The sequence below is a fragment of the Deinococcus metalli genome, assembly GCF_014201805.1.
Classification (GTDB): domain Bacteria; phylum Deinococcota; class Deinococci; order Deinococcales; family Deinococcaceae; genus Deinococcus; species Deinococcus metalli.
The window spans coordinates 506,572-520,542 of sequence record NZ_JACHFK010000001.1 but is presented as its reverse complement, the minus strand read 5'-3'; the positions used below and the strand labels follow the sequence as shown (position 1 = coordinate 520,542).

General features: G+C 67.7%; 9 protein-coding genes. 8 read left to right on the top strand and 1 reads right to left on the bottom strand.

From position 1 onward, the window contains the following. Positions 1 to 43 precede the first annotated feature (43 nt). Positions 44 to 2,200 (bottom strand): glutamine synthetase III family protein, encoded by a 2,157-nt coding sequence (locus HNQ07_RS02545; RefSeq protein ID WP_184109314.1) that lies wholly within the window; start codon positions 2,198 to 2,200, stop codon positions 44 to 46. A 377-nt stretch (positions 2,201 to 2,577) separates the two neighbouring features. Between HNQ07_RS02545 and glnA the strand changes: the two genes are divergently transcribed. From glnA to clpB, 8 genes are all read left to right on the top strand, one after another. After that, complete coding sequence (gene glnA, locus HNQ07_RS02540) at positions 2,578 to 3,942, top strand: type I glutamate--ammonia ligase (RefSeq protein ID WP_373297933.1); 1,365 nt, start codon at positions 2,578 to 2,580, stop codon at positions 3,940 to 3,942. A gap of 288 nt (positions 3,943 to 4,230) precedes the next feature. After that, positions 4,231 to 5,385 carry a branched-chain amino acid ABC transporter substrate-binding protein gene (locus tag HNQ07_RS02535; RefSeq protein WP_184109313.1) on the top strand — a complete coding sequence of 385 codons (1,155 nt, stop codon included), beginning with the start codon at positions 4,231 to 4,233 and terminating at the stop codon, positions 5,383 to 5,385. A gap of 195 nt (positions 5,386 to 5,580) precedes the next feature. Further along, positions 5,581 to 6,594: a branched-chain amino acid ABC transporter permease gene (locus tag HNQ07_RS02530; RefSeq protein ID WP_184109312.1), complete on the top strand. Its 1,014-nt coding sequence runs from the start codon at positions 5,581 to 5,583 to the stop codon at positions 6,592 to 6,594. Beyond that, a complete protein-coding gene (locus tag HNQ07_RS02525) occupies positions 6,591 to 8,222 on the top strand; it encodes a branched-chain amino acid ABC transporter permease (protein WP_184109311.1) in 1,632 nt (543 codons plus the stop codon). The genes HNQ07_RS02530 and HNQ07_RS02525 overlap by 4 nt, the downstream gene beginning before the upstream one ends. Beyond that, entirely contained in the window at positions 8,219 to 9,031 is an 813-nt protein-coding gene (locus HNQ07_RS02520) for an ABC transporter ATP-binding protein (RefSeq protein ID WP_229831777.1), read from the top strand. The genes HNQ07_RS02525 and HNQ07_RS02520 overlap by 4 nt, the downstream gene beginning before the upstream one ends. Beyond that, the gene (locus HNQ07_RS02515; protein WP_229831778.1) at positions 9,024 to 9,764 is read left to right on the top strand and encodes an ABC transporter ATP-binding protein; all 741 of its coding nucleotides are present in this window, start codon (positions 9,024 to 9,026) and stop codon (positions 9,762 to 9,764) included. Before HNQ07_RS02520 ends, HNQ07_RS02515 begins: the two co-directional genes overlap by 8 nt. Positions 9,765 to 9,854: 90 nt before the next feature. After that, on the top strand, positions 9,855 to 10,838 hold the full coding sequence (locus tag HNQ07_RS02510) for a lipocalin-like domain-containing protein (RefSeq protein ID WP_184109310.1): 984 nt from the start codon (positions 9,855 to 9,857) through the stop codon (positions 10,836 to 10,838). Positions 10,839 to 11,373: 535 nt separating this feature from the next. Continuing rightward, the gene (gene clpB / locus HNQ07_RS02505; protein ID WP_184109309.1) at positions 11,374 to 13,932 is read left to right on the top strand and encodes an ATP-dependent chaperone ClpB; all 2,559 of its coding nucleotides are present in this window, start codon (positions 11,374 to 11,376) and stop codon (positions 13,930 to 13,932) included. Positions 13,933 to 13,971: the final 39 nt, after the last annotated feature.

Genomic DNA, 13,971 nt, shown 5'->3' with positions numbered 1-13,971 from the left:
ACGGGCCGCCCAGCGCTGGACGGCCCGTCGCAGTCGTGCCCGGTTACTTCACGAAAAGCATCTGGCGGTACGTGGGCAGCGGCCAGTGCTGCTCGGCCACGACCTTCTCCAGCTTGTCGGCGGCCTTGCGGACGTCCAGCATGGCGGGCAGCACGTGGTCGCGCATGTGGTGCGCCTTCTCGTGCACTTCCTCGCCGCCCTGCGCCGCGTTCTGGGCGCTGAGGGTCTGCACCGCGTCGTACAGCTCGTCGGCGGCCGAGCTGACCTCGCCGGCCACGCCCTTGACCGCGCGGCCGTCACCGGCGGCGTGCAGGTCGCCCAGGTACTTCACGGCGGCGGGCAGGATCATGGTGCGGGCCATGTACTCGGTGGTCTCGCCCTCGATGTTCACCGTCTTGAAGTAGATGTCGTACATGATTTCCTGGCGCGCGGCCAGTTCACGGTCCGACAGCACGGCGAACTTCTCGAACAGGGCCTTGTTCTTGTCGTCCGTCAGGTGCTCGATGGCGTCCAGCGACGTGCGCAGGTTCAGCAGGCCGCGGGTGTGCTCGGCTTCCTGGTGCCACGCGTCGGAGTAGCCGTCGCCGTTGAACACGATGCGCTTGTGGGCGGCATAGGTGCTCTTGACGAGGTCGGCCACGGCCGAATTCAGGTCGGCGCCGCCGTCCAGCTTGGCCTTCAGGTCGGCGGTGAGCTGCGTCACAGCGTCCGCGACGATCAGGTTCAGCACGGTGATCGGGAAGGAGATGCTCTGCGAGCTGCCAGCCGCACGGAACTCGAACTTGTTGCCGGTGAAGGCGAACGGGCTGGTGCGGTTGCGGTCACCGGCGTGGCGGGGCAGCGGCGGCAGCACGCTGGTGCCCAGGCCCAGCAGGCCGGCCTCGGCGCCGCGCCCGCCCTGGCCGCTTTCCAGGCGGTCGAAGATCTCACTCAGCTCGCTGCCCAGGAAGATCGAGAGGATCGCGGGCGGCGCCTCGTTGGCACCCAGGCGGTGGTCGTTGCTGGCGCTGGCCACGCTGATGCGCAGCAGGTCCTGATGGTCGTCCACGGCCTTGATCACGGCCGAGCAGAAGAACAGGAACTGCATGTTCTCGTGCGGGGTGTCGCCGGGCTCCAGCAGGTTCTCGCCGGCGTTGGTGGCCATGCTCCAGTTGCAGTGCTTGCCGCTGCCGTTCACGCCGGCAAAGGGCTTCTCGTGCAGCAGCGCGACCAGGCCGTACTTGCGGGCGGTGTTGCGCAGGATCTGCATGATCAGCTGCTGGTGGTCGGCGGCGACGTTGCTGTCCTCGTAGATGGGCGCGATCTCGAACTGGCCGGGCGCGACCTCGTTGTGGCGCGTCTTGACCGGGATGCCCAGCGCGTACATCTGCGTCTCGGCGTCGGTCATGAAGCTCAGCACGCGGTCCGGGATGGCCCCGAAGTAGTGGTCCTCGAGTTCCTGGCCGCGCGGGGGCTGCGCGCCGAACAGCGTGCGGCCGGTCATGACCAGGTCGGGGCGGCGGTAGAAGTACTCCTCGGCGATCAGGAAGTACTCCTGCTCGGCGCCCAGGCTGCTGCCCACGCGGGTGCCCTCGCTGGCCCCGAACAGCGCCAGGGCGGGCGATACGGCCTTGTTCAGCGCCTCGACCGAACGCAGCAGCGGGGTCTTGGTGTCCAGCGCCTCGCCGGTCCACGACGCGAAGGCCGTGGGGATGCACAGGGTCGCGCCGTTGGCGTGGCGCATGATGAACGCCGGGCTGCTCGCGTCCCACGCCGTGTAGCCGCGGGCCTCGAAGGTCGCGCGCAGGCCGCCGGACGGGAAGGAGCTGGCGTCCGGCTCGGCCTGGATCAGTTCCTTGCCGCTGAAGGACGCGATGGCGAGGCCGTCGCCGTTCGGGGACACGAAGGAGTCGTGCTTCTCGGCGGTGGCGCCGGTCAGCGGGTGGAACCAGTGCGTGTAGTGCGTGGCACCCTTCTCCATCGCCCACGTCTTCATGGCCAGCGCGACCGTGTCCGCGATGCTGGGATCGAGCGTCTCGCCGCGCTCCAGCGTCGCCTGGAGGCTCTTGTACACGGGCTTGCTCAGGCGGGTCTTGAGCTGTTCGAGGGTCAGGACGTCGCTGGCATACACGTCGGACACGACGTCATGCGGATTGGCGCTGGGCGTGGCGTCGGTGCGCCAGTTGCGGGCGGCAGAGATCACGTCGAAATCATGGTTCATGTGGCTCCCTCGTTCAGGTTCCGGGGCTGGGGGCGGCGCGGGGCATCCCTGACTCCACGCCGCCCGCCGGGACCGTGACACTGCTTGCGAGTATAGGAGCGGCCCATCTGAAGGGTCAACGCATTCTCCTGCACAAGCTGCCGGGGGCTGGAGACGCTGGGCGCCTTGCCTGCGCAGACCATGCAGATTGTCCATCAGAACCATTCACTTTGCGCTGAAAGCAGGGCACATCATGCTCACGCCCGGAGTCGGGACGCGGCGCTCCACAGGTCGGTGGTGGCCCGTGACGTCCGGCGCCTCCCCCATAATCGGCACAGTCCTGCTCTCTGTCCGCCGTCCCGAACGGCGCCGTGTCCTGCCCCGGAGGTATCCGCATCGTGAGTCCCCACCGCCCGCCCACCACTCCCCCCACGTCCGACGAGGTGCTGCGCGCCCTGCACGAGGGCGAGGTCAAGTTCCTGCGCCTCCAGTTCACCGACATCCTGGGCACCACCAAGAACGTGGAGGTGCCGCGCTCGCAGTTCGCCAAGGCGCTGAGCGGCGACGTGACCTTCGACGGCAGCGCGGTCGAGGGCTTCACGCGGGTCGAGGAATCCGACATGCTGCTGCGCCCGGACCTGAGCACCTTCCTGATCTACCCGCAGTTCTCGCGCGAGGAAGGCGAGCGCGGCCGGGTCGCCCGCCTGATCTGCGACGTGTCGCTGCCGGACGGCACGCCGTTTACCGGCGATCCCCGCTACGTCCTCAAGCAGCAGATCGGGCGCGCACGCGCCCTGGGCTTCGAGATGTTCGTCGGCACCGAGCCCGAGTTCTTCCTGTTCGAGCGCACGGCCGGCGGACTGGGCAGCACCGTCACGCACGACAAGGCCGGATACTTCGACCTCGCGCCCATCGACAAGGGTGAGCGCATCCGGCGCGAGATCACCAACAAGCTGGTCGAGATGGGATTCGAGATCGAGGCCGCACACCACGAGGTCGCGCCCGGTCAGCACGAGATCGATTTCCGCTACGCCCCGGCGCTGGAAACGGCCGACCGCATCGCCACCTTCAAGTTCGTGGTCAAGCGCGTGGCGCTGGAATACGGCCTGCTGGCGAGCTTCCTGCCCAAGCCGATGCCCTCGGTGAACGGCAGCGGCATGCACTGCCACCTCAGCCTGTTCCGGGACGGCGCGAACGCCTTCACCGACCCGGCCGGCGAGTACGGGCTGTCCACCACGGCGCGGCAGTTTATCGCCGGGCTGCTGGACCACGCGCAGGGCATCACGGCCATCACCAACCCGCTGGTGAACAGCTACAAGCGTCTGGTGCCGGGCTTCGAGGCGCCGGTGAACATCGCGTGGAGCACCAGCAACCGCTCGGCGCTGATCCGCATTCCGGCCAAACGCGGCAACTCCACGCGGGCCGAGGTCCGCATGCCCGATCCGAGCTGCAATCCCTACCTGGCGCTGGCGGTGATGCTGGCCGCCGGTCTGGACGGCATCGAGCAGGACATGGAGCCGGCTCCGGCCATCCAGCGCAACATCTTCCGCATGACGGTGCGCGAGAAACGGCACCACCGCGTCAAGGAGCTGCCCACGGACCTGCGCGAGGCAGTCGAGGAACTCCAGAAAGACGAGGTGATCGCCCGCGCGCTCGGTGAGCACGTGCTCGATCACTTCGTGGAGGCAAAGATGGCCGAGTGGAGGGAGTACTCCGCGACCGTACACGCGTGGGAACTGGAGCGCTATCTCGACCTCGTGTGAACGGCCCGTGGTGAGGGCATGCTGGCGCGCGGTGAGTGTCTCGCTTGCGTCAGCTGTACAGAATGGTTCCCACTCGCCCGACAGTGGACTTGACCACAGCGCCAGAATTGCGTCAGCAAACCATTGCGGCGCAATACATCCGGCAACTTGAGGATGGGAGCGCCGGATCGTTTCAATGCGTTCATGAGCGGCGCATTGACATCAAATCAAGACCGCGTCTAGAATTGCGCCATCACCACACCGCACGCTACCCAGACGGCTGGCGCTGCACCCATACCCGGAGGATCCATGAAGAAAACTGCCCTGAGCCTCAGCGTCCTGGCCGCGCTCGCCCTCGGTACGGCCGGCGCCCAGACCACCATCCGCATCGCCTCGCTGAGCCCGCTGTCCGGCGGCCAGAGCGACCTGGGCACCCAGATCCGCAACGGCACCCAGCTGGCCGTCAACGAGTACAAGGCCCAGTTCAAGAAGCTGGGCTTCGACCTGCAACTCGTGCCCTACGACGACCAGGCCGACCCCGCCACCGGCACCGCCGCCGCCCGCAAGATCGCCGCGGACCGTCAGATCCTCGCCGTGGTCGGCACGCTGAACTCCGGCGTGGCCATTCCCTCCAGCGCCGCGCTGCAGGCCAGCCACGTGGCCATGGTCAGCCCCGCGAACACCGCCAACCAGGTCACGGACCGCGGCCTGCCCAACATGAACCGCATCGTCGCGCGTGACGACGCACAGGGCGGCGCCGGTGCGAACTTCATCTCCGGGACCCTCAAAGCCAAGAAGGTCTACGTCCTGAACGACAAGACCGCGTACGGCGAAGGCCTGTCGGCCGAAGTCGAGAAGGCCCTCAAGGCCAAGAGCGTGAACGTCGTCGCGAACGAGGGCACCGAGGAGAAGAGTGACTTCTCCAGCATCATCGCCAAGATCAAGCTGCAGAACCCCGACGCCATCTACTTCGGCGGGATCTACAACCAGGTCGGCGTGTTCATCAAGCAGCTGCGCGAAGCGGGCGTCACGACTCCCGTGATCGGCGGCGACGGCCTGGACAGCAGCGAGCTGGCCACCATTGCCGGTGCGGGCGCCACCAACATCTACTTCACGACCGTCGCCGCGCCCATCGAAGCGCTGCCCGCCGCGAAGACCTTTGCCGCCAGCTACCAGAAGACCTTCAACGACACGGCCCAGGGCTTCGGCGCCTTCGGCTACGACGCAGCGAAGGTCGTGCTGCAGGGCGTGCTGAACGCCATCCGCAGCAACGGCAACAAGCTCCCCACCCGCACGCAGGTCGAATCGGCCATCCGCAAGGGCAACTTCACGGGCCTGCTGTCGGGCGCCGTGAGCTTCAACTCGGTGGGTGACCGCCGCGCCGCGACGATGTACGTCATGAACATCACCGGCGGCAAGTACAAGCTGGACTCCTCGATCAACGTCAAGCCCGCCAAGCAGTAAGGCCAGGGCGGTTCGCACGGGGCCGGGCAGCGCGCCCGGCCCCCGTGCTGTGGTGGATGGCCGCGTGGGCCTACCAATTCCGGCCGGCATATGTAAGTGTTGTTCATCACGCTGTGAACGCCGGCCGCCATTTCGCCCCGAACCGTGGTTCTGTCGCTGTTCGTTCCGGACTGTTCCTGAAAGGAGTTGACTTCATTGGATCTCGCCACCCTGCTTCCCTTCCTGGTGAACGTGATCGTCGGCGGCCTGGTGCTGGGCGCCGTGTACGCCATCATCGCGCTGGGCTACACCATGGTGTACGGCGTGCTGCAGCTCATCAATTTCGCGCACTCGGAGGTCTTCGTGACCGGCGCGGTGGTGGGCTTCGAGGTGTTCCGCGTACTGCGGGACGTGGCCCTGGACGGCTACGTGAAACTGCTGATCGCGCTGCTGGCCGCCATGATCGTGTCCGGCGCCCTGAACGTGGTGATCGAGCGCCTGGCGTACCGGCCGCTGCGCAACGCGCCGAAACTCGTGCCGCTGATCACCGCCATCGGCGTGTCGCTGATCCTCCAGGACGTCCTGCGCGTGATCGAGGGCTTCCAGGGGCGCTTTGACCTGACCTACACGCTGCCGACTGCCTTCACGACCAAGTTCTGCGCGGCGGCGAGTTCCTGCGCCGGGCTGGGGAACGCGCTGCGGACGGTCGGCATCGACCTGCAGCTGAAAGACGTGATCCTGCTGATCGTCGCGGGGCTGAGCCTGGCCGTCCTGAACTACCTCGTGAACCACACCCGGCTGGGCACGGCGATCCGCGCCGTGGCGCAGGACCGTGTCACCTCGGGCCTGATGGGCATCGACGCCAACCGCATGATCTCCGCGACCTTCGCGATCGGTGGGGCGCTGGGCGGCATCAGCGGCGTGCTGTTCGGCATGAAGTTCGGCACCGTCAACGCGTACTCGGGCTTCGACCCCGGCATCATCGCCTTCACGGCGGCCGTGCTGGGCGGCATCGGCTCCATTCCCGGCGCGGTGCTGGGCGGCCTGACGCTGGGCGTGATCCAGAACCTGATCGGCGTGACGAACGTGCTCGGCAGCGTGCTGGGCAGCGCGAACCTGGGCGCCATCGACGCGAGTTACCAGCGCATCGGGGCATTCATCGTGCTGGTACTGATCCTGATCTTCAAACCCACGGGCCTGCTCGGCAAGAGCAACGTGGAGAAGGTATGACGGCCATGCCGTCCACCCGCCCGGCCCCGCCCGCGCCCGCACCGGAGCGCACGATCATGCTGGTGCTGATCTTCTTGGTGACCAGCGGCATCCTGCTCGTGTCGCACAACGGCCCGCTGCTGGACACGCTGGGACCGCTGGGCACGTTCCTGAAGAACCCCATCGTGGAAGCGCTGATGGTGTCCCTGTTCCTCGCCAACGTGCTGTTCGCGCACCTGTGGCGGGCCGCGCCGTGGGCCAAGGCGCTGGTCGGCCTGGGCAGCCTGCTGATCGTGCTGCCGCTGGCCGGCCGTGAGGACACCAGCCTGCTCGACCTGTCGATCCAGATCATGATCTTCGCGGCGCTGGCGCTGGGCCTGAACATCGTGGTGGGCCTGGCGGGCCTGCTCGACCTGGGGTACGTGGCGTTCTTCGCGGTGGGCGCGTACACCTGGGGCATCTTCGCCAGTCCGCGCTTCGGGGAGGTCCTGAAGTACTACGGCTCGCACCCGGGCGCGACGAACGCCGGGACGCTGGCCATCGGGCTGTTCCTGGTGGTCGTGACCGCGGCCAGCATGCTGTACATCAACCGCCTGACCGCGCGCACCGCCCCGACCCCCACGACCACGTGGAGTTTCCGGCTGGCGAGTTTCGGCCTGATCGCGGGCCTGGTCCTGGCCGTGCGCGCCATCGCCGTGCTGATGTCCGGGCAGGCCGGCGCGCTGGCCAACGGCATCAATCCTGGCTTCTTCTGGCTGTTCCTGGCGCTGAGCATCATGGCCGCCGCGATCGTGGGCGTATTGATCGGCCTGCCGGTGCTGCGCCTGAAGGGCGACTACCTGGCAATCATCACCCTGGGGCTGGGGGAAGTCATCCGCGTGCTGGCGAACAACCTGTCGCTGTACACCGCCGGGTCGCAGGGCATCACGCCGATCAAGAGCGCCTCGGTGCCGTGGTTCGACAAGCTCGCGGGCGCGCTGGGCTTCAGTGACGACCAGTTCTACCTGCTGTTCCTGTACTTCCTGGTGCTGATCGTAATCGCGGTGATCCTGACCGTGAACGTGCGGCTCGACCGCAGCCGCATCGGCCGGGCGTGGATCGCCATCCGCGACGACGAGGTCGCGGCGCAGGCGATGGGCGTGCCGCTGGTGCAGACCAAGCTGATCGCCTTTGCCACCGGCGCCAGCTTCGCCGGCGTGATGGGCATGATCTTCGCGGCCAAGCAGACCTTCATCTCGCCCGAGTCCTTCAACCTCTTCCAGAGCATCGGCGTGCTGAGCATGGTCATCCTGGGCGGCATGGGTTCGTTCCCCGGCGTGATCCTGGGCGCGGCGGTCGTGACCCTGCTGAACCTTCGCATCCTGCCGGGCCTGGGCGAGGCGACCGCGAACCTCGGCATTCCGCAGCAGGTGAACCCGGGGCAGCTCCAGCGGCTGATCTTCGGGATCATCCTGGTGGCCATGATGCTGCTGCGCCCCGAGGGGCTGCTGCCCAACCGGCGGCGCACCCTGGAGCTGCACCACGACGAGAACCAGGAAGACGACTCCGGGCACGGCAGCGGCGGCGCACTGACCGCCGGGCCGGTCGAGGTGCTGAGCCCGGGACTGGCGCCCGCCGCCGAGGGCGAGCGCAGCGGAGGAACGAAGTGACGGCCGCATCCATTCTCGACGTGCAGCACGTCACCAAGCAGTTCGGCGGCCTGACGGCCGTGAACGACGTGACCATGCAGATTCCGCAGGCGTCCATCGTGTCGGTGATCGGGCCGAACGGCGCGGGCAAGACGACCTTCTTCAACATGATCACCGGCATCTACACCCCGACCAGCGGCGCGGTCCGGCTGGCCGGGCGGGAACTCGTGGGCCTGCGCCCGGACCAGGTCACCGAGGCCGGCATCGCCCGCACGTTCCAGAACATCCGGCTGTTCTCCACCATGACCAGCGAGGAGAACATCATGGTGGGCCGGCACGCCCGGCTACGCAGCGGCTTCGTGGACGCCGTGCTACGCACCCGCAAGTTCCGCGAGGCCGAGCAGGAAGCGCGCGACGCGGCGCGGATCATGCTGGACTTCGTGGGCCTGGGCAAGTGGCGCCAGGAACTCGCCACGAACCTGCCGTACGGCGACCAGCGCAAGCTGGAGATCGCCCGCGCGCTGGCGACCACGCCGAAACTGATCCTGCTGGACGAACCGGCCGCCGGCATGAACCCGCGCGAGACCGAGGACCTCAAGGCCCTGATCCGCCGCATCCGCGACGAGCTGGGCGTGACGGTGTGCCTGATCGAGCACGACATGCGCCTGGTGATGACCCTGTCGGAGTACATCACGGTGCTGGATTACGGCAGCAAGATCAGCGAGGGCCTGCCGCACCAGGTCCGCAACGATCCGCGCGTGATGGAGGCGTACCTGGGCCGCGGCGCGGCGGCCGGCGAGTACGGCAAGGAGGAACGCCCGAATGCCTGAGTCCGTTATGGCGGCCACGCCGATGCTGGCCCTGAACGACATCAACACCTTCTACGGGCACATCCATGCCCTGAAGGGCATCTCCATGACCGTGAATGAGGGCGAGATCGTGGCCCTGATCGGCGGGAACGGCGCGGGCAAGACCACCACGCTGCGCACCATCAGCGGCATGATGAAGCCCCGCAGCGGCACGCTGACGTATCAGGGCAAGACCATCGCCGGGATTCCCGCGCACGACATCATGCAGCTGGGCATCTCGCACGTACCGGAGGGCCGCCGGATCTTCCCGCAGCTGACCGTGCGCGAGAACCTTGATGTGGGCGCGTACACCGTGACCGACCGGGCGATGGTGGAGAGCCGCGTGCAGGAGGGCTTCGGGTACTTCCCGCGCCTGAAAGAGCGCGAGCACCAGCTGGGCGGCACGATGTCCGGCGGCGAGCAGCAAATGCTGGCGATTGCCCGCGCACTGATGGTCGCGCCGAAGCTGCTGCTGCTGGACGAGCCCAGCATGGGCCTGTCGCCGCTGTTCGTCGAGGCGATCTTCGACATCGTGGAGAAGCTCAACCGCGAGCACGGCACTACAGTGCTGCTGGTCGAGCAGAACGCGAACATGGCCCTCCAGATCGCGCACCGCGCCTACGTGATGCAGACCGGCGAGATCCGCCTGTCCGGCAGGGCGTCGGACATCGCGCAGGACGAGAGCGTCCGCAAGGCATACCTCGGCGAGGAGTAGGCCGTGCCCCGGGCCGGGCCGCGTCCCACGTGGGAGCGGCCCGGTCGCCATTCAGACGGTCTGCCACGCCCGGCGGGAGTACGGTGGGGCATGCGCCTGCATCCCGCTCCTGCCCTGCTGTGCGTCCTCCTGAGCGCGTGCATGCCCGCGCCGCTGGCCTTCGACCCGGACCGCATGCCCGCCGCCGACGCGCTGGGGCCGAACAACTCCGGCACCGAGTGGTGGTACGTGTCCGGGGTGTTGCCGGAGCCCGGGCTGGCGTTCCACTGGGCTGCGTTCAAGGTGAATTACCGCGGCCTGCCGCTGTACGCCTCGCACGTGGCGGTGACGGACCTGCGCGGCAACACCGTGAACTTCGAGGAGAACGGCGCGCAGTCGGCCCGCTTCGGCTTTCCGCCGCTGGACATCGAGCAGGGCACGTGGAAGCTGGTGCAATCCGGAAACACGTACCGCCTGACGGCCGGCCCGCTGAACCTGACCCTGACGCCGCAGAAGGCGCCGGTGGTGCATCCGCCGGGGTACTCCGGAACGGCTGAGGTGGGCCGCCTGTACTACCAGAGCATCACGCGGCTGGCGGCGACTGGCACCGTGCAGGTGGGCGCCGAGGCGCGGCCGGCGCAGGGCACGGTGTGGTTCGACCACCAGTGGGGTGACCAGATGCCGGGCCGCGCGGCCCTGTGGGACTGGTTCGGCCTGCACCTCTCGGACGGCTCGGACCTGATGCTGTACCGGGTGCGCACCCCGGCGGGCCAGATCGTGCAGACGGTCGGATCGCGCGTGGGGGCAGACGGCGTGGCCCGCGCCGTGCCGGGCCTGACCATGACGCCGGGCCGCGTGTGGCGCAGCCCGACCGGCCGGGATTACGTGCTGGAGTGGACGGTGCAGGCCCCCGGCCTGTCCCTGACGCTCGCGCCGCTGCGGGACGAGCAGGAACTCATCAGCAAGACCACACGAGTCGCGTACTGGGAAGGACCGGTGAAGGGGGCAGGCACTTCCGGTGACGCCGCCGTGACCGCCGAGGGCATGGGCGAGTTCGTAGGCGGCGCCCTGAGCAGCGAGGAATTGAACCGCTGAGCGCCTCCTTCTGGCAGGTCAGAGCGAACCAGAAAGATAAGGACGTCGAGGAGCTGACTGGAGCGCGCGCTACCGCCCCGGTGTGGCGCAGAGACCTCCACCAGCACGGTGTAATTCGAAGATTTTAGCCTGGAGCGCGGCATTGGTCGGGCGCCTGCCCGGCCACGAAAACACAGGGTTCGTTATGGCACCGCTGAGGAGCCGCCCGTTCAATGTGGACCGGGTGTCAGCCTCGTTCTTCCCCGGTGGGCGCTGAGGCTGTCTCGCGCTGGTTTGAGGCTACAAAGAAATGTGCCTGCTGACCGTCACGGTGATCTGCGCGTGAGCGAACAGAGCAGCCGTCAGAGAGCACTCGGCGGTCACCGTCGCCCTCCTGGACAGCAGCAATGCTGTACGGGATATCACTCCGTCTGGCGTCAGCGTCTGTGACCAGCCCTACGCGCCTTAACCCGCAATAAACTTGACATGACCACACTCAAGTTTCAGAATAGGGGCAGTTGTACGTCCGTCCTCTTCCCCACCCCGGAGGCCCACCTTGAATCCTGAACGCTTCACTGAAGCCAGCGCCCAGGCTGTCGCCGCTGCCCAGCAGCTCGCGCAGGCCAGCGGCCAACAGAATCTGACCGTCGACCACGTCCTGCGTACCCTGCTCGACAACGACACCGCCTCGCGCGCCATCACCGCGGCCGGGGGCGACCTGAACGCTGCCCGTAGCGCACTGGACGCCGAACTCGCCCGACTGCCGCGCGTGCAGGGCGGCGCGGATCAGCTGTACCTCGACCCGGCCCTGAGCCGCGCCTTCCAGAAGGCCGACACCCTGGCGGGGCAGTTGGGGGACGCCTTCGTGGCCGCCGATACGCTGCTGCTCGCCCTGCGCGGCGAGTACCGGGGCAAGGGGCTGCCCAGCGAGAGCGACCTGAACCGCGCCATGACGGACGGGCGCAAAGGAAAGACCGTGAAGAACAAATCCGCTGAAGGCCAGTTCGACGCGCTGAACAAATACGGCACGGACCTCACCCAGCGCGCGCGGGACGGCAAGTTCGACCCCGTGATCGGCCGCGACGAGGAAATCCGCCGCGCCATGCAGATCCTCCTGAGGCGCACCAAGAACAACCCGGTGCTGATCGGCGAACCCGGCGTGGGCAAGACTGCCATCGCCGAGGGCCTCGCCAGCCGGATCGTGAGCGGCGATGTGCCGGAGGGCCTGAAGGACAAGCGCATCGTGTCGCTGGAGATGGGCTCGCTGCTCGCCGGCGCGAAGTACCGCGGCGAGTTCGAGGAACGCCTCAAGGGCGTGATCGACGACGTGCTCGCCTCGGCCGGCGAGATCATCCTGTTCGTGGACGAGCTGCACACCATCGTGGGCGCCGGCAAGACCGAGGGCAGCCCGGACGCCGGGAACATGCTCAAGCCTGCCCTGGCGCGCGGCGAACTGCACCTGATCGGCGCGACCACCCTGGACGAGTACCGCGAGATCGAGAAGGACTCGGCGCTGGAACGCCGCTTCCAGCCCGTGTTTGTGGACGAACCCAGCGTGGAGGACACCATCAGCATCCTGCGCGGCATCAAGGACCGCTACCAGGTGCACCACAACGTCGAGATCACGGACCCGGCGCTGGTGGCCGCCGCGCAGCTCTCGAACCGCTACATCACGGACCGCCAGTTGCCGGACAAGGCCATCGACCTGATCGACGAGTCCGCCGCGCGGCTGCGCATGGTGCTGGAATCCAGCCCCGAGCGCGTGGATCAGCTGCAGCGCCGCAAGCTCCAGCTCGAGATCGAGCGCGAGGCCCTGAAGCGCGAGAAGGATCAGGACTCGCTGGCGCGACTGAACGACCTCGAGGACGCCCTGAAGAAGGTCTCGGATGAGCTGGGCGACGTGCGCTCGCGCTGGCAGGCCGAGCAGGGTGAGGTGCACGCGCTGAAGGCCAAGCGTGACGCACTCGATCAGATGCGCACCGATATCGAGAAGGCCAAACGCGACTACGATCTGCAACGCGCCGCCGAGCTGGAATACGGCAAGCTGCCGGCGCTGGAGAAGGAGGTCAGTGACCTGACCGCCAAGCTCAAGGGCGCGGAGTTCGCCCACACCCAGGTAACCGAGGAGGACGTGGCCGCGGTGGTGAGCCGCTGGACCGGCATTCCCGTCAGCAAGCTGATGGAAGGCGAACGCGAGAAGCTGCTGCGCCTGGAAGAGGGCCTGCATGGCCGCGTGATCGGGCAGGACCGCGCCATCGTGAGCGTGTCCGACGCCATCCGCCGTGCGCGTGCCGGGCTGAACGACCCGAACCGGCCGCTGGGCTCCTTCATGTTCCTGGGGCCGACCGGAGTCGGCAAGACCGAGCTGGCCAAGGCGCTCGCGGAGTTCCTGTTCGACTCGCAGGACGCCATGGTCCGGCTGGACATGAGCGAGTACATGGAGAAGCACACCGTGGCCCGCCTGATCGGGGCTCCTCCCGGGTACGTGGGCTACGAGGAAGGCGGCCAGCTGACCGAGGCCGTGCGCCGCCGCCCGTATTCCGTGCTGCTGCTTGACGAGATCGAGAAGGCCCACCCGGACGTGTTCAACGTGCTATTGCAGGTGCTGGACGACGGCCGCCTGACGGACGGACAGGGCCGCACCGTGGACTTCCGCAACACACTGATCATCCTGACCAGCAACATCGGCTCGCCGCTGATCCTGGAGATGCAGCACCGCGGCGACGATCCGGACGAGATTCGCGACGCCGTGCTGGGCGAACTCCAGGGTCACTTTCGCCCGGAATTCCTGAACCGTGTGGACGACATCATCGTGTTCGACGCGCTGACCGCCGCCGACCTGACGCGCATCGTGGAGATCCAGCTGGGCAGCCTGCGCAAGCGCCTGGCCGAGCGCCGCGTGACGCTGCACCTCAGCGACGCGGCCAAGGCCCGCCTGGCCGAGATCGGCTACGATCCCGCCTTCGGTGCCCGGCCCCTCAAGCGCGCCATCTCCCGCGAGATCGAGACGCCGCTGGCGCGCGAGATCCTGCAGGGCCACGTCCCGGACTCCAGCACCCTAAACGTCGATTACGACGGCCACCGCTTCGAATTCGGCACCGGCGTCCTGAACTGAGCCGTGCCGGCGAATGGCCCGCTCCCTCTCCGGGGACGG

Excerpts from the sequence above, each read along its gene's own strand:
- HNQ07_RS02545 (WP_184109314.1), bottom strand. The coding sequence starts at position 2,200 with ATGAACCATGATTTCGACGTGATCTCTGCCGCCCGCAACTGGCGCACC.
- HNQ07_RS02535 (WP_184109313.1), top strand. The coding sequence starts at position 4,231 with ATGAAGAAAACTGCCCTGAGCCTCAGCGTCCTGGCCGCGCTCGCCCTC.
- HNQ07_RS02525 (WP_184109311.1), top strand. The coding sequence starts at position 6,591 with ATGACGGCCATGCCGTCCACCCGCCCGGCCCCGCCCGCGCCCGCACCG.
- HNQ07_RS02515 (WP_229831778.1), top strand. The coding sequence starts at position 9,024 with ATGCCTGAGTCCGTTATGGCGGCCACGCCGATGCTGGCCCTGAACGAC.
- HNQ07_RS02510 (WP_184109310.1), top strand. The coding sequence starts at position 9,855 with ATGCGCCTGCATCCCGCTCCTGCCCTGCTGTGCGTCCTCCTGAGCGCG.